Annotated in this window: 23 protein-coding genes; 8 read left to right on the plus strand and 15 right to left on the minus strand. The window is 67.3% G+C overall.

What is annotated here, in order from left to right; genetic code table 11:
• Positions 1-80: 80 nt before the first annotated feature.
• The 4 genes from trpC to HF877_RS04925 all read right to left on the minus strand — a co-directional run bounded on the left by trpC (position 81) and on the right by HF877_RS04925 (position 4,118).
• Positions 81-890, minus strand: coding sequence for an indole-3-glycerol phosphate synthase TrpC (gene trpC / locus HF877_RS04910; RefSeq protein WP_169620063.1), 810 nt, complete (start codon positions 888-890; stop codon positions 81-83).
• A gap of 90 nt (positions 891-980) precedes the next feature.
• Complete coding sequence (locus tag HF877_RS04915) at positions 981-1,631, minus strand: TIGR02234 family membrane protein (RefSeq protein WP_346765078.1); 651 nt, start codon at positions 1,629-1,631, stop codon at positions 981-983.
• 47 nt (positions 1,632-1,678) lie between these two features.
• On the minus strand, positions 1,679-3,262 hold the full coding sequence (locus HF877_RS04920; RefSeq protein ID WP_169620065.1) for an anthranilate synthase component I: 1,584 nt from the start codon (positions 3,260-3,262) through the stop codon (positions 1,679-1,681).
• 88 nt (positions 3,263-3,350) lie between these two features.
• Positions 3,351-4,118: a class III extradiol ring-cleavage dioxygenase gene (locus HF877_RS04925; protein WP_169620371.1), complete on the minus strand. Its 768-nt coding sequence runs from the start codon at positions 4,116-4,118 to the stop codon at positions 3,351-3,353.
• A 142-nt stretch (positions 4,119-4,260) separates the two neighbouring features.
• Between HF877_RS04925 and HF877_RS04930 the strand changes: the two genes are divergently transcribed.
• Complete coding sequence (locus tag HF877_RS04930; protein WP_169620066.1) at positions 4,261-4,743, plus strand: MarR family transcriptional regulator; 483 nt, start codon at positions 4,261-4,263, stop codon at positions 4,741-4,743.
• A 6-nt stretch (positions 4,744-4,749) separates the two neighbouring features.
• Here the strand turns inward: HF877_RS04930 and HF877_RS04935 are convergent, their stop codons facing one another.
• Together HF877_RS04935 and HF877_RS04940 are read right to left on the minus strand one after the other, a co-directional pair.
• Entirely contained in the window at positions 4,750-6,033 is a 1,284-nt protein-coding gene (locus tag HF877_RS04935) for an acyl-CoA dehydrogenase family protein (RefSeq protein WP_169620067.1), read from the minus strand.
• Positions 6,030-7,166 (minus strand): acyl-CoA dehydrogenase family protein, encoded by a 1,137-nt coding sequence (locus HF877_RS04940; protein ID WP_169620068.1) that lies wholly within the window; start codon positions 7,164-7,166, stop codon positions 6,030-6,032. The genes HF877_RS04935 and HF877_RS04940 overlap by 4 nt, the downstream gene beginning before the upstream one ends.
• Positions 7,167-7,199: 33 nt before the next feature.
• Between HF877_RS04940 and HF877_RS21490 the strand changes: the two genes are divergently transcribed.
• The 6 genes from HF877_RS21490 (at position 7,200) to HF877_RS04965 (ending at position 11,906) form a co-directional block, all read left to right on the plus strand.
• Positions 7,200-7,511, plus strand: a complete 312-nt coding sequence (locus tag HF877_RS21490) for a 4-oxalocrotonate tautomerase family protein (protein WP_169620069.1) — start codon at positions 7,200-7,202, stop codon at positions 7,509-7,511.
• A gap of 393 nt (positions 7,512-7,904) precedes the next feature.
• Positions 7,905-8,228 (plus strand): WhiB family transcriptional regulator, encoded by a 324-nt coding sequence (locus HF877_RS04950; protein ID WP_169620070.1) that lies wholly within the window; start codon positions 7,905-7,907, stop codon positions 8,226-8,228.
• 154 nt (positions 8,229-8,382) lie between these two features.
• Positions 8,383-9,933: a UDP-N-acetylmuramoyl-L-alanyl-D-glutamate--2,6-diaminopimelate ligase gene (locus HF877_RS04955; protein ID WP_169620071.1), complete on the plus strand. Its 1,551-nt coding sequence runs from the start codon at positions 8,383-8,385 to the stop codon at positions 9,931-9,933.
• Positions 9,934-10,024: 91 nt separating this feature from the next.
• Complete coding sequence (locus HF877_RS04960) at positions 10,025-10,462, plus strand: PaaI family thioesterase (protein WP_169620072.1); 438 nt, start codon at positions 10,025-10,027, stop codon at positions 10,460-10,462.
• A 134-nt stretch (positions 10,463-10,596) separates the two neighbouring features.
• Positions 10,597-10,731: a hypothetical protein gene (locus HF877_RS21495; protein WP_277350445.1), complete on the plus strand. Its 135-nt coding sequence runs from the start codon at positions 10,597-10,599 to the stop codon at positions 10,729-10,731.
• On the plus strand, positions 10,728-11,906 hold the full coding sequence (locus tag HF877_RS04965; protein WP_169620073.1) for a putative sulfate exporter family transporter: 1,179 nt from the start codon (positions 10,728-10,730) through the stop codon (positions 11,904-11,906). Before HF877_RS21495 ends, HF877_RS04965 begins: the two co-directional genes overlap by 4 nt.
• Before the next feature lie 52 nt (positions 11,907-11,958).
• Here the strand turns inward: HF877_RS04965 and hisI are convergent, their stop codons facing one another.
• The 7 genes from hisI to HF877_RS05000 form a co-directional block, all read right to left on the minus strand.
• Entirely contained in the window at positions 11,959-12,318 is a 360-nt protein-coding gene (hisI, locus tag HF877_RS04970; RefSeq protein ID WP_169620074.1) for a phosphoribosyl-AMP cyclohydrolase, read from the minus strand.
• Positions 12,315-13,088 carry an imidazole glycerol phosphate synthase subunit HisF gene (gene hisF, locus HF877_RS04975; RefSeq protein WP_169620075.1) on the minus strand — a complete coding sequence of 258 codons (774 nt, stop codon included), beginning with the start codon at positions 13,086-13,088 and terminating at the stop codon, positions 12,315-12,317. The genes hisI and hisF overlap by 4 nt, the downstream gene beginning before the upstream one ends.
• The gene (locus HF877_RS04980) at positions 13,085-13,909 is read right to left on the minus strand and encodes an inositol monophosphatase (protein WP_169620076.1); all 825 of its coding nucleotides are present in this window, start codon (positions 13,907-13,909) and stop codon (positions 13,085-13,087) included. The genes hisF and HF877_RS04980 overlap by 4 nt, the downstream gene beginning before the upstream one ends.
• 4 nt (positions 13,910-13,913) lie before the next feature.
• Positions 13,914-14,648: a bifunctional 1-(5-phosphoribosyl)-5-((5-phosphoribosylamino)methylideneamino)imidazole-4-carboxamide isomerase/phosphoribosylanthranilate isomerase PriA gene (gene priA / locus HF877_RS04985; RefSeq protein ID WP_169620077.1), complete on the minus strand. Its 735-nt coding sequence runs from the start codon at positions 14,646-14,648 to the stop codon at positions 13,914-13,916.
• Between the two features lie 68 nt (positions 14,649-14,716).
• A complete protein-coding gene (locus HF877_RS04990; RefSeq protein WP_169620078.1) occupies positions 14,717-15,460 on the minus strand; it encodes an SDR family oxidoreductase in 744 nt (247 codons plus the stop codon).
• 187 nt (positions 15,461-15,647) lie between these two features.
• Complete coding sequence (locus HF877_RS04995) at positions 15,648-16,538, minus strand: alpha/beta hydrolase (RefSeq protein WP_169620079.1); 891 nt, start codon at positions 16,536-16,538, stop codon at positions 15,648-15,650.
• Positions 16,535-17,146, minus strand: coding sequence for a TetR/AcrR family transcriptional regulator (locus HF877_RS05000; RefSeq protein WP_296549746.1), 612 nt, complete (start codon positions 17,144-17,146; stop codon positions 16,535-16,537). Before HF877_RS05000 ends, HF877_RS04995 begins: the two co-directional genes overlap by 4 nt.
• Before the next feature lie 444 nt (positions 17,147-17,590).
• Between HF877_RS05000 and HF877_RS05005 the strand changes: the two genes are divergently transcribed.
• The gene (locus tag HF877_RS05005; RefSeq protein ID WP_169620081.1) at positions 17,591-19,168 is read left to right on the plus strand and encodes an ABC transporter substrate-binding protein; all 1,578 of its coding nucleotides are present in this window, start codon (positions 17,591-17,593) and stop codon (positions 19,166-19,168) included.
• A gap of 5 nt (positions 19,169-19,173) precedes the next feature.
• On the opposite strand, the gene HF877_RS05010 is transcribed toward HF877_RS05005, so the two are convergent.
• Positions 19,174-19,419 carry a hypothetical protein gene (locus HF877_RS05010; protein ID WP_169620082.1) on the minus strand — a complete coding sequence of 82 codons (246 nt, stop codon included), beginning with the start codon at positions 19,417-19,419 and terminating at the stop codon, positions 19,174-19,176.
• On the minus strand, positions 19,416-20,051 hold the full coding sequence (gene hisH / locus HF877_RS05015; protein ID WP_169620083.1) for an imidazole glycerol phosphate synthase subunit HisH: 636 nt from the start codon (positions 20,049-20,051) through the stop codon (positions 19,416-19,418). The genes HF877_RS05010 and hisH overlap by 4 nt, the downstream gene beginning before the upstream one ends.
• Positions 20,052-20,070: the final 19 nt, after the last annotated feature.

Here is a 20,070-nt window from a genome sequence, read left to right on the forward strand (position 1 = left end):
GCGGAATCGTCTGCAGTCACGTCTTCAGTCTGCCCCACGTGGCGACGCGGATCGTGCCCGGGTCCGACCCCGGCGACGGTTCAGCGTGCAGGCTTGGGGCACGACGGATGTGTGCCCACGGTCACCAGTTCGGCGACGGCCTGACGCGGGTCGCCACTGGTCACCAGACCCTCGCCGACCAGCACCGCATCGGCTCCTGCTCCGGCGTAGGCGAGCAGGTCGGCCGGTCCCCGCACACCCGATTCGGCGATCTTGATGACGTGGCTGGGCAGTCCGGGCGCGATGCGGCCGAAGGTGTTCTTGTCGACCTCGAGAGTCTTGAGGTTGCGGGCGTTGATTCCGATCACGGTCGCGCCGGCCTCGAGCGCGCGGGAGGCTTCTTCCTCGGTGTGGGCTTCCACCAGGGCGGTCATCCCGAGCGATTCCGTGCGGTCGATCAACGCCGTCAGCACGGTCTGCTCGAGGGCCGCCACGATGAGCAGCACGATGTCTGCACCGTGAGCACGCGCCTCGTGGATCTGGTACGGACCCACGACGAAGTCCTTGCGGAGCACCGGGATACGCACCGCGCGCCGCACGGCATCGAGGTCGGCGAGGCTGCCGTGGAAGCGCCGCTCCTCGGTGAGCACACTGATCGCGCGTGCACCGCCTGCTTCGTAGGCCTTGGCCAGCTCGGCGGGATCGGCGATGTCGGCGAGCGCACCCTTGGACGGGCTGGCGCGCTTGACTTCGGCGATCACTGCGATGCCCGGCTCGCGGAGAGCGGCCTTCGCGTCGATCGGCGCGGGCGCGGCAGCACCGGCGGCCTTGACGGAAGCGAAGTCGACAACTGCCTCACGGGCGGCGACGTCGGCTCGCACACCTTCGAGAATCGAGTCGAGAACTGTCATCGTGGCTCGAGTCCTTTCCCACCCTTGTCAATCCCGATGTGATTAAGCTCATCGGATTTCCTCAGAGCCTAGTGCGCGTGCCCACGGCGCTCATCGCCGGGTACCCGAATCCGACGGGCCCTCCTCGTCGTGCCCCTCGTCACCGTGGTCGACGGTCGGATCCTCCCCCGCATCCATTGCGTCCCACAGCGTCCGTTCGGTCATCGGTTCGTCGGTGTCGGCCCGTCGCACCGCCGCGTCACGGCGTACTGCGGGGCTGTCGTACTTCGACGACAACCCCGCTTGCTCGCGCGGGGTCCGCCACAGTGCGAACGCGGCGCCGAGCGCCAGGACCGCGCCCAGCAGTGCCAGGACCGCCGGCAACGGCGACACGGTCACCGCGGTGACCGTGGCACGGCCCGGAAGTTCGGCGATCCTGGCCGCCGTCTCCGGATCTCCGCCGCCGGCAAGCAGCTGCACCGCGGGAACAGCAGCCGCCACCGCAACTGCCGCGACCGCGACCGCGACGACACGCAGGGCCCGTCCCCGGACCGCGAACGCCGCGGCGATGGCGGCGAGCAAGGCCAGCGCGAGGGGTGTGGTGGCTGCGGCCCATCTCGCACCTTCGAGGTCGGTGACACGATCGGCACCGAGCCCGTCCGACGATTCGGCCCGCACCCAGGTCATCCGGCTCGAACCCCACAGTGCGGCCGCGCCGAGGGCGAGAAGCCCCGCCGCCACGACCGTGGGGCGCCTGCTCACGCCTGTGCGCGGGCGGGCATGGTCGCCGGTCTGCGGGTCCGGGGCGGTCACCGCGCGTCCCCGCTGTAGTTGGTGACGGTCGCGGCCGCAGCGACCGCTGCGAGCGCGGACATCGCCTTGTTGCGGGCTTCGGTGTCCTCCGCGTCGGGTACCGAGTCGGCGACGATGCCCGCGCCGGCCTGCACGTACGCGACCTTGTCCTTGATGAGCGCCGATCTGATCGCGATGGCGGTATCTGCGTCACCGGTGAAGTCGAGATAGCCCACGATGCCGCCGTAGATGCCGCGGCGGGTGGGTTCGAGTTCTTCGATCAATTCCATCGCCCGCACCTTGGGAGCGCCCGAGAGGGTTCCCGCCGGGAAGCACGCGGTGACGGCGTCGAGCGCGCGCTTGCCCTCGGCCAGCCGCCCGGTGACGGTGGACACGAGATGCATCACGTGGCTGTACCGCTCGATGTGCCGGTAGTCGTGCACCTTCACGGTGCCCGGCGCGCACACCCGGCCGAGATCGTTGCGCCCGAGGTCGACGAGCATGAGGTGCTCGGCGTTCTCCTTCTCGTCGTGCAGGAGATCCTTCTCGAGCAGGGTGTCCTCTTCCTCGTCGGCGCCTCGCCACCGCGTCCCGGCGATCGGATGTGTGGTGGCCGTGCCGTCCGCGACGGTCACCAGCGCCTCCGGACTCGAGCCGACGATGGAGAACGCCGTGTCGCCGTCCGGTCCCGGAATGTGCAGCAGGAACATGTACGGGCTCGGGTTCGACGCGCGGAGCATGCGGTAGACGTCGATGGGCGCAGCGTCGCAGTCGATTTCGAAACGTTGCGAGAGCACGACCTGGAACGCTTCGCCGGCTTCGATGTCGCCGATGAGCTTGCGGACGTCGGTGCCGAACGACTCGGTGGTGCGCTGACGACGGTATGCCGGTTCGGGGCGCGAGAACGTCGCGACGGTGGCCGGTGCCGGTGCGGCGAGCGCGGCCGTCATCCGGTCGAGGCGCGCGACCGCGTCGTCGTAGGCCTCGTCCGCGCGCTGATCGGTCCCGTCCCAGTTCACCGCGTTGGCGATGAGCCAAATGGTGCCTTCGTGGTGGTCCACGGCGGCGAGATCGGTCGCGAGCATCATCACGAGTTCGGGAATCTCGAGGTCGTTCTCGGAGAGATTCGGCAGCTTTTCGAGATACCGCACGGTGTCGTAGCCGAGATACCCGACCATGCCGCTCGTCAGGGGCGGCAAACCGTGGATACGGTCGGTGTGGAGCAGTTCGAGGGTGTCCCTGAGCACGTCGAGCGGGTTGCCCCCGGTGGGTGTTCCGGCGGGGACGTGCCCGTACCACGCGGCTTCGCCGTCGACCACGGTCAGCGCCGCGGGGCTGCCCGCGCCGATGAACGACCACCGGGACCACGACCGGCCGTTCTCGGCGGACTCGAGCAGGAACGTGCCGGGACGGTCGTCGGCGAGCTTGCGGTACGCCGAGAGCGGTGTCTCCGCGTCGGCGAGCACCTTGCGGGTCACGGGGACCACGCGATGCTCGCGCGCCAGTTGCCGGAACTGCTCTCGCGTCGTGGTCGAATCGGACCAGCCACCTGCGGGGGAATCGGTGGTGGCTGCGGGAATGGTGGTGGGCTCGCCGGACATGAGGACATCATCCCAGGGATCATCCGGGGCGGCGCAGGCGCGGTCGTCCGCAACCGGACGTGCGCCGCCTCCGGAACGGCCACGTGTCTCAGGCGACCTGGATCGACCGCTTCGCCAGTCCCATCCAGAATCCGTCGATGACCTGTTCGGGCGGCTGCGCCGGGTCGCGGGATGCGCCGAGGGTGACGAACAGCGGAGCGAAGTGCTCGGTGGTCGGATGCGCGTACGGCATGCCGGGTGCGCGGTTGCGGAAATCCAGCAGTGCGTCGACATCCCCGCGCGCCAGTTGTTCGCCCGTCCACTGGTCGAACTCCGCGGACCACCCCGGCGCCGGGGCTTCGGGCCGCGGGTCGCGCAGGAACGGGAGTCCGTGGGTGGTGAAACCGGAGCCGACGATGAGCACTCCTTCGTCACGCAGCGGCCGCAACCGCTCACCGAGGAGCAGCAGGCGCTGCGGGTCCAGGCTCGGCAGCGATATTTGCAGGACCGGGACGTCCGCGTCGGGATACATCACGGTCAGCGGCACGTAGGCGCCGTGGTCGAGGCCCCGGTGCGGCTGTTGTACGACGGGCTCCCCGTCGGGCATCAGCATCGCGACCCGGCGCGCGAGGTCCGGTGCTCCCGGCGAGGCGTAGGTGACCTCGTAGAAGCGGCGTGGGAAGCCACCGAAGTCGTAGACGAGTGGTGTCCCCGTGGTGGTCGACCCGATCGTGAGGGGTGCGGATTCCCAGTGCGCCGAGACCACGAGGATCGCCGTCGGGCGCGGCAGACCCGCGGCCCAGGTGCGGAGCTGCTTCACCCACAGGTCGCTGTCGACCAGGGGCGGTGCCCCGTGGCTGAGGTAGAGGGCAGGCATCTCGCTCATGAAACTCCTTAAGTTGAAGCTTCAAGTATCGTAGCGCGTGCGGGCCGGTTTGCCGAACCGACTCCCCCGCCGGATACACCCACCACGGCTTTGACAGGCTGGACACAGGACTACGGAAACGAGGACACCGGCAATGAACAGCGACCCGAGGTGGCTCGATGCGGACCAGCAGGCGGCGTGGCGCGTGCTGGTCTCGGTGATCACCCGGCTACCCGCGGCCCTCGACACCCAGATGCAGCGCGACTCGGACATGACGCACTTCGAGTACTTCGTGCTCGCCGTGCTGTCGGAGGCTCCCGGGCGCCGGTTGCAGCTGAGCACGCTCGCCACCGAGGCCAACGCGTCGCTCTCGCGCCTGTCCCATGTCGTGACCCGACTCGGCAAACGCGGGTGGCTGCGGCGCGAACCGGTCACCGGGGCCCGCGGGTCCTACGCGGTGCTCACCGACGCCGGGCACGCGAAAGTCGTCGAGTCCGCCCCCGCGCACGTGGACACTGTCCAGCGCTTGGTGTTCGACGGACTCGACGACTCTCAGGTGCGTGAACTCACCCGCCTCGGCACGGTGCTCGTCGAGCAGATCGACAAGGGGATCGCCTCCGGCACCGGCAAGGCCTGATCTCGCCTATCCCGCAGCGCGGCCCTTCGGCACGTCGCGGAATGCGAGATTGGGATCGTGGCTGCGCTCGCGCGGCATGCCGAGCACCCGCTCACTGATCGCGTTGCGCGCCATCTCGGTGGTGCCGCCGGCGATGCACCACACCTGGCGCAGCAAATAGTCGACTCCGCGCTCGGCAACCGCGCCGTCGTCCTCGTCCCACGCGGCGCCGTCCGCGCCCGTGAACTCGTATCCGATGGTGACCAGGCGGGATTCGACCACGCCGGACATCAACCGGGAGATACTCGCGGACTGGTCCGAGATCGTCCTCGCCGCCATCCCTTGCCCGACGCGTTTGTTCAGTGCCTGTTTGGCCAGTTCGAGCGCGCGGGCCTCGCCGAGAAGATCGCGTGCGACCGGGTCGTCGAGCCGACCCGCGTCGCGGGCGACCGCGAACAATTCCGAGATACGGGATCCGCCGCGCACCGAACCCGCCGGAATCGTGGTGTACGGCGAGTTCTGATACATCCGCTCGTGGAACATCCACCGCGTTCCCACGGTCCAGCCGTCGTCGACCTCGCCGATGCGATCGCTGTCGGGCACACGCACATCCGTGAGGTACTCCTGGCAGAATTCGCTGGAGCCACTGAGCATTTCGATGCGGTGCACTTCGATGGACGGTTGCTTGAGCGGCAGCATGAACACGGTCAGGCCGCGGTTCTTGGGCACATCCCAGTTGGTGCGCACCAGGCACAGCGCCCAGTCCGACCACCATGCCCCGGTGGTCCAGATCTTCGAGCCGTTGAGAATCCAGTCTTCGCCGTCGCGCACCGCAGTGGTCACCGCGCCCGCGACATCGGATCCCCCGCTCGGTTCGGACAGCATCTGCATCCACAGTTCCTCGCCCTTGAGGATGGCGGGGATGTGGCGCCGCTTCTGCTCTTCGGTACCGAACTCGAGCAGGACCGCTGTGCACGGCACGAAGGTGGGCACCTGTAGCCGCGACGGGTATTCGTAACCGCGGAGTTCCTCGTTGAGTACCTGCTGGTACGGCCGCGTGAGCCCCTGCCCGCCGTATTCGCGGGGCACGCAGATTCCTGCGAGACCGGCATCGAAGAGTGCGCGCTGAAGGTCGCGTTCCCGTTGGACCGCGGCGAGTTCTTCCTCGTCGGAGCTTTCCTCGCGCAGCACCCCGATGTGGGACGCGAAGTCGGACCGTTGCAGATTGGCGCTGATCCATGTGCGGGCGCGGGCACGGAAATCGTCGAGCGATTCCACGTCCCGGTCGGTCGCCGAACTCTCGACGGTCATCGGTTGGCCTCCTGGTATTCGACGATGTCGGCGATGCGGGCGCGATGCTCGGCGGGCGTCCCGTAGTTCGACCGGTTGGCGGCGCCGCGCCGCGCGAACAGATGCAGATCGTGCTCGAACGTGATGCCGATACCGCCGTGGATCTGCATGCAGTCCTGGAAAAGTTCTCCGCCGTAGTGACCGATGTACGCCTTTGCGGCCGAGACGAGTTCCGGCGCGTCCGCTGCCTGCGTCGCCACGGCGTACGCGGCGCTGTCGCTGATGCCGTGGCTGGCCTCGAGCCACATCTTCATGTCGGCGAACCGGTGCTTGAGTTCTTGGTAGGAGGCCAGGGGGCGACCGAACGAGTACCTGTCGAACGCCCATGCCACCGTGAGGTCGAAGGCGGCCTGAAGCGCGCCGACGGATTCTGCGCAGCCCAGCACGGCGCCGACTCGCAGCGCACGTTCGGTGTCGGCTGCGGCGCCGCCCGCGGCACCGACGAGCGCGGTGGCGGGTAGGCGCACCTCGGTGAACTCGACGGCGGCGTAGCGGCGGGTGATGTCGATGGACTTCAGGGGAACGATCCGCACACCGGGGGCCTCACGCGGCACGAGTACGTGTGAGAGGCCGTCACCGGTACGTCCGGTCACGAGCAGGAAGTCGGCCGAGACCGCCGCCTCGACGGGACGCTTCGTTCCGCGCACGACGACCTCGTCGCCGTCCACAGTGATCTCGACGCCGTCGGAGGCTACCTTGCCGCCCGCACGAGGCTCCTCGAAGCACCATGCAGCGGTGGCAGTTCCTTCCACGAGTGAAGCCAGAACATCTCCGTGCGCCTCGGCGTGCCGGCTCAGGAGGTCGGCGACGACGTTGGTGGGGACCAGCGGGCCCGGAGCCGCATGCGTACCGAACTCGTATGCGACCAAGGTCAGATCGACGAGGCCGTGGTCGCCGATCGACCCACCACCTGTGGCGTCCCCCGCGAGCAGGCTGGTCCAGCCGAGCTCGGCACCGCTTCGCCAGTATTCCGCGCCGAACCCCGCCGGGTCGTGGCGGAGGCGACGGATCTCGGCCACGGGCACCCGGTCGGTGAGGAACCGAGATGTGGTGTCCCGGAAGAACTCTTGATCCGGACTCGGATCCAGCAACATGCGCTCCCCTATCCACTTTCAGTTTACGTATATATGACTCTCAATACAGAGAACACTATTCTCTATCAATGCGAAAGGTCCGGGGTGACATTCGTCGGGACGCCGAGCAGCCCGGGCCGGGCGAGCACCGGCGGACCGGGTGCCGGGTATGGCAGAGTCGCCGCTGTGCCCTTGATTCAGATCAGCCAGACACCAGGTCTCACGCCGGAGCAGAAGCGCGCAGTAATCGCAGCGGTGACCTCGGCGTACGCCGAAGCAGCCGGAAAGAATCCGGACAAGGTGTGGGTGACGATCACCGAGGTTCCCGGCGAGAACTGGGGCGTGGGCGGCGTTCCGCTGAGCTGACACCTTCGGCGTCCCAGCGCTCCGCGGGCACCCGGGCATACACCACACCGAGCGGACCTCGGAATTGTGATCGGCCCACCGATGAGCCCCGAGTCTGTTTTTATTCGAATGTATGTGCGAATATTGCGGACATGGGGTCGTGTGAGCGTACGCGTGGGCCGCCGCATCGATGTTCACGCGGCCGCCGCACCCGTCGATGCGCGCGCCGCACATGCGCCCGCATAGGGCGCCGGCGCGCAGCATTCCCTCCCCGTGGCGGACGGTTCTTCGGGATTTCCAACCCGCAAACCCACCGATTCGGCCACGGACACCGCCCAGCGGACCGTGGCCCTTTGTCGTTTCCGGCCGAGTTCGCATCGCATTCGCTCTTCGATCGAACCTCCAGGAGCCCTCATGCCGAGCGAAAACTTTTCGACCGCCTCAGGTCGAGGCGACAATGTCATCCGCGCAGGCGCCGACGCCCTGCCGTGCCACGGTGAGGACCCCGACCTGTGGTTTGCCGAGGACCCGTCAGACGTGGAACTGGCCAAATCCCTGTGCACCGGATGTTCCGTGCGTGCGCGCTGCCTCGAGACAGCGCTCGCCCGCCGAGAGCCGTGGGGAGTGTGGGGTGGCGAAATCATCAACCAGGGTGCGATCGTCGCTCGCAAACGCCCCCGTGGACGTCCCGCACGAGGTCCGATCAGCCAGCCGCGAAAAGACTTGGTGTGCGCCTGATCGTACCGTGGTATTCGGCGCTGCCGTCGCTGGACGCACTCCTGGGTCCTGCACCCCATGACCGAGTCGGTTGATCCTTCGGCAGATGTCCCGCCTCGTTCGTGCGCCCTTAACTGCGGGACATAGTTTTTTCACGTACCGGGTATTCGCTCCTGTGCGCCTCGACCCGGACGATCGCCGCCGTCCCGACCGTGGGATCCAGATCCGCGACGTTGCTGAACACCTCCGTGTTGTTCTGTCTGCCGGACCTGCCGATGGGCGCGACCGCACAGTTACCGGCATCAGCGACGATTCCCGAACGGTGCAGCCCGGCGATCTGTACGTGGCTCTTCCCGGACACCGATTCCACGGCCTCGACTTCGATGCCGATGCCGCGGCCCGCGGCGCCGTCGCCGTGCTCAGCGACCGGCCTTCTCGACTCCTGCCCACCTTGATCGTCGACCGGCCACGCGACCGGGTCGGCGGGCTGGCGTCCTGGATCTACGGCCATCCCTCGCACGAACTGCAGGTCCACGGCGTCACCGGCACCAACGGCAAGACGAGCGCGACCTATCTCCTCGACGCCGCCCTCGCTGCCACCGGTGTCGTCACAGGCTTGATCGGTGGTGTCGTCGTCCGGGGACCGGAGAGCACCCGGCCCGCCACACACACCACGCCGGAAGCCGCGGTGATCCAGCGGACCCTCGCGGAGTTCCGGGACCAGGCCGCGAGGGCGGTGACACTGGAAGTGTCGTCGCACGCCGTCAGCCACGGCCGCGTCGACGGCGTGCGGTTCCGTACGGTCGCCTTCACCAATCTCGGACCGGACCATCTCGACTTCCACCACACGATGGAGGAGTATTTCGCCGCCAAGGCAGCGCTGTTCACCTCCGACCGCGCGCAAGCGGCCGCGGTGAACATCGACGACGAGTACGGCAGACGGTTGGCCGCCACAACGGACGTACCGGTGTGGACGCATTCGACGCGCGACCCGGGCGCCGACGTGTACGCAGACTCGATCCGGTGCGACGTTCACGGCAGTACCTTCACCGTGCACACTCCGACCGGTCACGCCGGAGTCCGTCTGGCCCTTCTCGGCCCCCACCAGGTGGCCAATGCACTGACAGCGCTCACCTCGATAGCCGCAGCAGGGCACGACGTCCTGCAGGCCGCCGCGGGCTTGGAAACTCTCGCCTGCGTGCCCGGCCGACTCGAGCGCGTCGAGGCCGACCACGGCATCCTCGGCCTGGTCGATTTCATGCACAACACCTCCGGACAGCAGGAACTACTGCCGTTCCTGCGGTCGCTGGCAGCCGAGCGCCGACTGATTCTCGTGATCAGCGCGACCGGAGAGCGCGATCCCGGAAAGCGCTTTCCGATCGGCCACACCGCGGCGACCTACGCCGACATCGTGGTCGTCACCGACGACAGTCCGTACAACGACGACCCCAGGCTCCTCAGGGAAGCGGTCGCCGAAGGCGCGCATGCGGCGCAGAGCGCCCACGTGGTCGTCGAAGGCGACCGTCACCGCGCTTTCGAGATCGCTGCCTCCCACGCGAGGCCCGGGGATGTTCTCGTCGTGGCGGGACGGGGCAGTGAGCAGCGCCTGGTCTCGGGCGACTCGGTGCGGATGTTCGACGACAGGGAAGAACTGGAACGCGCGCTGCAGCGGATGCAGCGCAGTGTTCGAAGGACCCGAACCGGTCGTGAGACCCGCGGACGCTGATCGGGAGACACGGGCGACCGACCCTCCCCACTTTGGGTTCGTGCGCGTCGACACGGCCTCCGGCCGGATGCTTCCCGTGTATGTTCCGGTTATGCCCGACGACGTCACCGGGATCAGCACACTCGCCGAAGCCCAGCAGACGCTCGCGTCTCAACCGTTCAGTGTTCTGATCGGAGCACAACTCGTCGTGTACACGAGGGGCCGCGCCGAACTGGAGATTCCGCTCAGACCGGACCTGTTGCAACAGTTCGGTTTCGCACACGGCGGGGTTCTGGCCTATGCGGCCGACAACGCACTCACCTTCGCCGCCGGTACGGTCCTCGGCCCGTCGATCGTGACGACAGGCATGACCCTCGATTACCTACGTCCGGCGAAGGGCCCGCTGCTGCGGGCGGTCGCCACCGTCCTCAACGGCGGCCGTACGCAGGCGCTGTGCCGATGCGAGATCTACTCCGTCGACGACGACTCGGTCCAGAAGCTTTGTGCCGCTGCCCAAGGTGGGGCACGCGTCATCGACCTGACCCGGTAGCCGCCGTGGGCGGGATCGGGTCGTTCGGGACGATGAACGACGTTGTGCAGCACACGACGGCCGATTAGTCACTGGTTCTATTCGGGCCGACCGTAATTCGTGACGTGACGCCACCACGTTGGTTGGCTGCCTTCATGACAGACGAACCTCAGCGTGTGGATGCCGCGCGCGCCACATTGCTCAACGAGGACTGGGCCGCAGTCGTCGCGGGCCTGATCCTCATCGCCGCCGTGTTGCTCGGCGTGATTCCGTCGGGGCTGGTCCCGTGACGACGCGAGATACCGACGGGCGGAACGCCGCCGTCGAGACCGAGAGCGCGCCCCGGGCAGACGGTGCGACGAAGGCCGAGGCGGCACCCGCACGGCGTTCCTCCGCTCCTGCGTGGGCCGCGGCGGGCGTAGCAGTCGTCATCGTGCTGGGCGGCCTCACCAGATTCCTCGAGCAGAACGTCCCGGACTGGGCCGAGGGAGGACCCTTCGAGCGGGTGGCGGGAGCGATCGAGTTCCCCGTCTACGCGATCGCGATCGGCCTGCTCGGGAATCTCGTCCTGACCCGCACGGGTGTGCGCGACAAGCTTTCCGGTGGTTTCCGCACCGAGTTCTTCATCAAGACCGGGCTGGTTCTGCTCGGCGCATCCATCAACCTGACCGTGCTCGCGACGGCAGCCGGGCCGGCGATCCTGCAAGGTCTGCTGCTGATCACCGCCGTGTTCTCGTTCAGCTGGTGGTTCGGCGGGAAACTCGGACTGGACGAGAAGCTGCGGGCGCTGCTGTCCGCCGCAGTATCGATCTGTGGGGTGAGCGCCGCCATCGCCGCGGCCGGGGCCGTGCAGGCCAAGAAGGAACAGCTCGCGTACGCCGCGTCGCTGGTGATCGTGTTCGCGTTGCCCTCGATCTTCCTGTTGCCCTGGCTCGCCGGTGTCTTCGGACTGTCCGATGTCGTGGCCGGAGCCTGGATCGGCGGCAACATCGACACCACCGCCGCCGTCGCGGCGTCCGGCGCGATCCTCGGCGACGACGCCCTGCAGATCGCCACGATCGTCAAGACGACCCAGAACGCCCTCATCGGTTTCGTGGCGGTGGGCTTGACGGCCTATTTCGCGCTGAAGGTGGAGCGTCGTCCCGGCTCGGCACGGCCGAGCATCGGTGACTTCTGGGAGCGCTTCCCGAAATTCGTGCTCGGCTTCATCGCCGCGTCGATCATCGGCACGCTGTGGGTGAAATTCGTCGACGACGGCAAGGCCGATATCTCCACCATCAACGACCTGCGGACGTGGTTCCTGATCTTCGCGTTCGTCTCTATCGGCCTGGAGTTCTCCGCGAAGGGACTGCGCGACGCGGGATGGCGCCCGGTAGTGGTGTTCGGATCGGCGACGGTGGTCAACATCGTCGTAGCGCTCGGTCTCGCAACGGTGTTGTTCGGCAACTTCGAACTGCCGCAGTGAGCGATCGCCCCGCACCTCGGTGCGGGGCGATCTCGTGTTCACCGTGTCGTGATCAGCCGGGCTGTTCCGCCCCCAGCAGTACGTCGGTGTCGAAGCAGGTGTGGGTGCCGGTGTGGCACGCCGCCCCGACCTGGTCCACGACGAGCAGCACGGTGTCGCCGTCGCAGTCCAGCCGCACCTCGTGCACGTACTGCGTGTGCCCGGAGGTCTCTCCCTTTACCCAGTACTGCTGCCGTGACCGCGAGTAGTACGTGGCCTTGCGGGTCGCGAGTGTTCGGGCCAGTGCCTCGTCGTCCATCCAGGCCATCATGAGCACGTCGCCGGTCGACTTCTCCTGGACGACCGCGGCGAAGAGTCCGTCGTCGTTGCGCTTGAGTCGTGCGGCGATCTCCGGGTTCAGGATGTCGCTCATCGGACGATGATCCCTTCCGCGCGCATCGCGTCCTTGACCTGGCCGATGGTGAGCTCACGGAAGTGGAAGACGCTGGCGGCGAGCACCGCGTCGGCGCCGGCGTGGACGGCAGGCGCGAAGTGTTCGACGGCTCCGGCACCGCCCGAGGCGATCACCGGAACGTCGACGGTCTCGCGGACCGACGCAATCATCTTCAGATCGAATCCGGCCTTCGTGCCGTCGGCGTCCATCGAGTTGAGGAGGATCTCCCCGACACCCAGTTCGGCGCCGCGGCGCGCCCACTCCACCGCGTCGATCCCGGTGCCCCGGCGACCTCCGTGGGTCGTGACTTCCCAACCCGACGGTGTGGGCTGCTGATCGGCGGGGACGGTGCGGGCGTCGACCGACAGCACGATGCACTGCGACCCGAAGCGCTCGGACATCTCCCTCAGCACCTCGGGACGCGCGATCGCCGCAGTGTTCACCGAGACCTTGTCGGCACCGGCGCGCAGTAGGCGGTCGACGTCCTCGACGGTGCGCACGCCGCCACCCACCGTGAGGGGAATGAATACCTGCTCCGCGGTGCGTGTGACCACGTCGAGCATCGTGCCGCGGTCTCCGCTCGAGGCGGTGACGTCGAGGAACGTGAGCTCGTCGGCGCCTTGAGCGTCGTAGAGCGCGGCGAGTTCGACAGGGTCGCCCGCGTCGCGCAGGTTCTCGAAATTGACACCCTTGACGACGCGTCCGGCGTCGACGTCGAGGCACGGGATGACCCGCACGGCCAGTGTCATGATCGATCTCCTTCGAAACGCGGATTCGTCGCGGATTGCACTATGTCCAGTATTTCACCGTGGATTCCGGGTGCGGCGGCGAGCACCGACCCCGAGCCGATGCGCCACGGCTTCCCGTGGAAATCGGTGGCGATCCCACCTGCCGCGCGCACGAGCGCGACACCGGCGGCGTTGTCCCAGGGATGGTGGCCGAAGACCACGGCACCGCCCAGCGAGCCCGCCGCGGTGTAGGCGAGGTCGACGCCGGTCGATCCGTGCATCCGCAGGCGCGAGACGCGCCGGCTCAACTCGGTGATCACCGCGAGTCGTTGCGTGCCCGGGACGCGGCCACGACTGTCGATGTCGAAACTGCCGACCCCGACCATCACGTCCTCGAGACGGCGCGGCTTCAATTTCTCGGCGATCTTCCCGTTGAACCACAGCGGGCCTTCGGCTACCGCAGAGAACCGCTGATCGGTCAGGGGTAGCCAGGTCAGTCCGATGACGGGAACCCCGTCCTGGACCAGAGCGAGCAGGATGCCCGCCATCGGCAGGCCCGCCGAATAGTTGACGGTGCCGTCGATCGGGTCGAGCAACCAGACGGTGCCCTCGCCGGCCGCCGGACCACCGAATTCCTCGCCGTGCACCGCGATTCCGGTGCGGTCGACGAGCTCGGCCGAAATCCGCCGTTCGAGTTCGAGATCGAGGTCGGTGGCGAAGTCGTTGGGTCCTTTGTCCACCGAACGCGGCGCGCCGTGCCCGGCGACGAAGCGCTCCGACACCTCGTCGAGCACATCACCCGCTATCGAGCGCAGACGGTCGAGATCGACGGATGCGGTCATGGGATCAACGGGACACGGCGTCGAGCGCCTCGGTCAGCGTGAACCGTCCTGCGTAGAGCGCCTTGCCGATGATCGCGCCTTCGACGCCCTCATCGACGAGCGTGGCGATGGCACGCAGATCGTCGACCGTCGAGACACCGCCCGACGCGACGACCGGTGCATCGGTCGCGGCGCACACCTCACGAAGCAGGTCGAGATTGGGTCCGGTCAGGGTGCCGTCCTTCGTCACGTCGGTGACGACGTAGCGCGAGCAGCCGTCGCGGTTGAGGCGCTCGAGCACCTCCCACATGTCTCCGCCGTCGGACACCCAGCCGCGTCCGCGCAGCCGCCACTCGCCGTCGATCAGCTTGACGTCGAGGCCGACGGCGATCCGGTCGCCGTACTCACCGATCGCGCGGGCACACCACTCGGGGTTCTCGATGGCGGCGGTACCGAGATTGACGCGTGCGCACCCGGTGGCGAGCGCCGCGGCCAACGTGGCGTCGTCGCGGATGCCACCGGAGAGCTCGACCTTCACGTCGAGTTCGCCGACCACACCGGCGAGTAGTTCACGGTTGTCACCACGGCCGAAGGCGGCGTCGAGGTCGACGAGATGCACCCATTCGGCTCCGGCGTTCTGCCATTCGAGGGCGGCGTCGCGGGGAGATCCGTAACCGGTTTCGCTGCCTGCCTCTCCTTGTACGAGGCGAACTGCTTCACCGTTGGCAACGTCGACTGCAGGCAAAAGGACCAGGCTCACTGTCCCTACATTAGTGCCTGCGCGACGGACGCCACCACGCGCCTTCGACGGGAGGCCGCCCGCTGCGGTCACCGCAGTTTGATGGTGCCGCCGTCGACCATCAGGGTCTGGCCTGTCATATAGGCGGCGTCCCTGCTCGCAAGGAAAACGGCGACCCCGCCGATGTCCGCCTCCGGGTCGCCGAAGCGGCCCAGCGGTGTCTTCGCCAGCAAGGCCTTCTCGATGCCGGGATTCGCCTGGATGTACGCCTCGACGCCTTCCGTCAGCGCGAGCGGCGAGATGATGTTGACATTGATGTCGTCACCGGCCCACTCGTTGGCGGCGACACGGCTGATCGCGCGGATCGCTTCCTTGGCCGCCGCGTACGACCCCTGCGTCACCAGACCGTCGATACCGGCCCCGGAGGCGAAGTTGATCACCGATCCGCGCTGCGCGGCGAGTTGCGGATGTGCCGCTTTCATCAACCAGAACGTCGGATAGAAGCCCGTTCCGAAGGACAGGTCGAGCATCTCCTGGGTGGTCTCGAGCAGCGGTGCCTGCCGGGAGGCGTGTGCGTTGTTGACGAGAATGTCGAGTTGTCCGAACGCGTCCACCGCGGCCGCCACGATCGCGGCGGCGTTCTCCTCGACGGAAATGTCTGCCTTCATGAACTTGCCCGCGCCGCCGAGTTCCTCCTCGAGCGCCCGCCCGGCGTCGTCGTGGATGTCGACGAACAGCACTCGGGCACCTTCCTTGGTGAACGCCCGGACGATTCCCCGCCCGATTCCGCCTGCACCACCGGTCACCACGGCAACCTTGTCCGTCAGCCTCATGCGGTACTCCTCTGCATCGAGTCGATCACAGGCCCGTCGTGGATCGCGTGCTGCCGCGGCAGGCTCCAACACTTCCGACCGTACGCATCCATACCCATCGACGGCGGCGGTCTTCTGCTCTCCGAGACTGATGCCAGGTCCTGCCCGGCGAGCCCATTCGACGCCGACGACACGGGGCGGCTTGATGTCAGGGGCGGGCGCGGGCAGACAGGTCGCGGATGAAGCGTGCGATCTCGGCAGGCTTCTCTTCGGCCATGAAGTGCCCGGCCTGGATGGGCTCATAGGTCAGATCAGGTGCCCACGCCCGCCAGAGCGACGCGGCATCGAACCCCAACTGGGAGCCCCAATCCTGAGAGATGACTCCGACGGGCATGGTGAGCTGCTTGCCCACCTCGCGGTCGTCTCGGTCCATGTCCAGGTCGATACTCGCCGTGGCGCGGTAGTCGGCGACGATGGAATCCACGGCATTCACCGAGCTGTCGACGTAGTGCCGGCGGACCTCGAGCGGGAATGTCGAAGCATCGGTCTCCCAGGCGTCCAGGAACGAGCCGAAGAACTCGGGTCCGACGGCGCGGATCATCTTCTCGGGGAGACCCACGGGCTGCGCCATGAGATAGAGGTGCCAAGCGACTTTGGCGTCTACGCCCCGCAGGACGTCCCAGGTGTCCAAGGTGGGCAGTACGTCGAGGATCCCGAGAAACTGCACCGCGTCCGGGTGGTCGAGGCCTGCGCGAACACCGACGAGGGCGCCTCGGCCATGACCGACCAGCCCGAAGCGGTCGTGGCCGAGCGCCTCGGCGATCAACCGAATGTCTCGGGCCATGGTCCTCTTCGAGTAGGTTTCCGGGCCCCGCTCTGCCGGCTTACCGCTCTCGCCGTACCCACGCAGGTCGGGGACGATGACGGTGTACTGCGCAGTGAGTTCGCGTGCGACGTGACGCCACATGTAATGCGTCTGAGGAAACCCGTGGAGGAGGACGATCGCGGGACCGTCGCCGGCGACGGCGACGTTGAGGTCGACTCCTTCGGCGCCGTGTAGCGTCTTGTATCGGAATCCGTCGATAGTCAAGCGGGTCATGATGTTTCCTTCTCAATGATGTCGGTCGGTTGGGCGGCAGGATGGCCCGAGAAGATTCCTGCGGGTAGTGAATGCCTCGCGGACGGTGTGGCACGGAGTGCGGGGATCAGAACGGTGTCGACGAGGGACTCGAGATAGCGGTCGTCGATCTCGAGTCCGTTGAGTCGGCGAAGCAGGATGACAGCGCCGGCGACTTCCTCGAACGGGAACGGATCGATGCCCGGAGGCAGTTCCCCACGATCGACCGCGGCCTGGATGACGGTCTGCGGTAGCCGCGACCCGGTCGGGCCCACCGATCGTTCGATTTGCTCGCACAGTTCCGGGTCCTCGAGACCTGCTTGGAGCAGCAGCATTGCGGTCTGCCCGTCTGCAGAGCGCATGGACTGCACGAGGCGGCGACCCAAGGCGAGAAGGTCACCGCGCAGGCTTCCGGTGTCCACCTCGTCGGGCCCGTCGCGGCGTGCGGGACCCGCTTTCAGGGCGGCAACCACCATGTCCCTCTTGGACTTCCACCGTCGGTAGAGAGTGGCCTTGGATGCGCCCGCCCGGCGGGCGACCTCTTCGAAGGTGACACCCTCGTACCCGACCTCAGAAAGCAGCGAGTTCACGGCCGTGAGGATCTCGGTCTCTCGTTGATCATCACGAGGGCGCCCACGACGAGCGCTCGGCCGAGTCTCGTCGAACTGATCCTGATTTGTATACGACACGTTTCGTATCGTAACAGCTACTCCAGCCGGCGGTTCTCGTGCCCTCTCGCCGAGCGAGCGTCGAGCCCAGGAGTGAGGGGCAAGCGAACGGATAGCCCAAAGTGCCCGGGTCCTCGACTGCGGAGCGGCATCGAGCCAATTTCGGCACAGAGCCAACGAGTTGAGCGATTCCCATCGAGCAAGCTCCCGCCGACCTCTTCCCACCGACCCCCGCGTGAGGTAGACAGAACTACGTTCCGCTCACATGAGAACGTTGTTTTACTTTGCCGATAGGAAGGTTCTTTTCGGTGGGAGCTCTGAGCGGAACGCTGCAACTTCCGGCCCACGATCCGATACGAGGCACCGATGCTCCGACGACGACGCTCCGTCACTTCGACACTCGCTGCCCTGTGTGTCGCGGCCCTCGCGCTCACCGCATGCAGCAGCGGCGACACCTTGGCTGCATCCGCGCCCGGGACGCCCGTCGGCGACCCGGTCTCCGGTGGCACGTTGCAGGCGATCCAGATCCGCGAGCCGGTCAGCCTCGATCCCGTCGCGCTTCCGAATGTGTGGACCAACTCCGGACTGCTCGGCAACGCGTTGTACGGCACCTTGATGACCAACGACGTCGACACCCTGGAGATCGAGTACTCGATGGCCACGGACTTCTCTACCGACGACGGGGGCCGCACGTTCGTCCTGAAACTCCGGCCCGGGCTGACCTTTACGGACGGCACCGCCCTGGACGCGGCCGCCGTCGCGTACAACTGGGATCGCCTCCGCGACCCGGCCAACGGATCGGAGTCGATTCGGCAGGCCGCGCAGATCGCGGGCACCGAAGTCGTCGACGCCGAAACACTGAAGGTCACGATGGTCGCCCCCAGCCCGGTGTTCGCCTCGTCGCTGGTGCTGTCCGGACTCAACTGGATCGCCTCCCCCACCGCACTGGCGAAGGGCCGGCAGGCGTTCGACGAGAATCCCGTCGGCGCCGGGCCGTTCACCCTCACCAAGTGGGCTCGGCAGGACGTGCTCGAACTGACCCGCAACCCGGGCTACTGGGACGCGCCGCGACCGTACCTGGACGGCATCACGCTGCGCCCGGTGCCCGACGCGAACCAGCGTCTCAACGCGCTCACCTCCGGCAGCGCCCAACTGGCGTCGGAAAGCAGTTGGTCGAACCTGAGCAAGGCGGAAAGCGCGGGACTGTCCACCTCGGTGGTGCCGCTCGGTGGCGGTCAGTACCTCGCGATGAACACCCGTCGGAGCCCGTTCGACGACGCCCGTGCCCGACGCGCGGTCTCCCTCGCGCTCGACCTGGATGCGATCAACACCGCGGTGTTCGAGGGCACCGGCACCGTCCCTCGGACCCTCTTCCCCGAGACCTCGCCGTTCTTCGAAGACATCGCACTGTCGAATTCCGACGATGCCGAAGCACAACGACTGTTCGACGAACTGGCAGCCGACGGCACTCCGGTGAAGTTCACGTTCCTCGCGTACTCCCTCGTCGAGATCAAATCGGTGGCGGAAGTCGTCCAGGCACAGCTCGCAGCGTTCGACAACGTCGAGATCGCCGTCGAGATCATGGATTTCACCGCAGCGCAGGCCAGGGTCGCCGCCCGCGACTTCGACATGACGATCGCTGCCGCCGTCGTCCAGGACCCGGACTCGTCACTGTGGACGTCGTTTCATGCCCGATCCCAGGGAAACCCGACGGGTATCGACGACCCTGAACTCAACGACGCGCTCGACGCCGGACGGATCGGCACGACGGTCGAGGAGCGCAAGGCCGCTTACGACGTGGCACAGCAACGTCTGGTCGATCTGGCTCCGGGAGTGTTCTACGTCCAGTCGGCGCCCTCGGTCGTCTCGGGCCCGGAGGTGCAGGGTGTACGGATGTACGGGATGGGATCCGCGTTGCTCGATGCAGTGTGGCTCAGCGAGTAGCGCAGCTACCGATTCTGCCCGCCGCGTCCGAAGGCGCGGCGGGTGGTACGAACGGACACGAATCCCATCGCTGCGATAGCGCCCACGACACCGAGCAGCGCGATCGTGAGGCTCAGTCCCGGACTCGGCTTCAGTACCACGATGACCACGGTGACGAGCGCGAGCACCGCTGCGGCGGACCCGAGCGAGGACAGGGCGAGCCGGGCCAGCGAGAAGTTCGCACCCGGCTCGTCGTCCCCGCCGCGTGTCACAACGAGTTCACCCAGTTCCTCAGCAACTGCGCCCCGGCATCCCCGGACTTTTCGGGGTGGAACTGCGTTGCCGACAACGGACCGTTCTCGACGGCCGCGAGGAAGCGGCTTCCGTGCTCGGCCCAGGTCAGCTTCGGCGGGGCAAGCCGCTCCGGGTCGGGCAGTTCCCATTTCTGTGCCGCGTACGAATGCACGAAGTAGAAGCGGGTGTCGGGGTCCATGCCGGCGAACAGCACCGAATCTGCGGGGGCCTCGACAGTGTTCCATCCCATGTGCGGCAGCACCGGTGCGTCGAGGCGCTCGACGGTTCCCGGCCACTCGCCGCACCCCTCGGTCTCGATGCCGTGCTCGATACCGTCTTCGAAGAGGATCTGCATACCGACGCAGATGCCGAGCACCGGACGGCCACCCGCGAGGCGCGTACCGATGATCTTCTCGCCACCGACGCTGCGAAGGCCGCGCATACACGCGTCGAATGCCCCGACGCCGGGCACGACCAGTCCGTCGGCGGCGAGCGCAACCTTGTGGTCGGAGGTGACCTCCACGTCCACGCCGGTACGGGCGATCGCCCGCGTCGCGGAGTGCAGATTGCCGGAGCCGTAGTCGAGGACGGCGACCTTGGTTGTGCTCATGAAGTCGATTCTATGCGGC

Source organism: Rhodococcus sp. BL-253-APC-6A1W (assembly GCF_012843405.1).
Lineage (GTDB): Bacteria > Actinomycetota > Actinomycetes > Mycobacteriales > Mycobacteriaceae > Rhodococcus.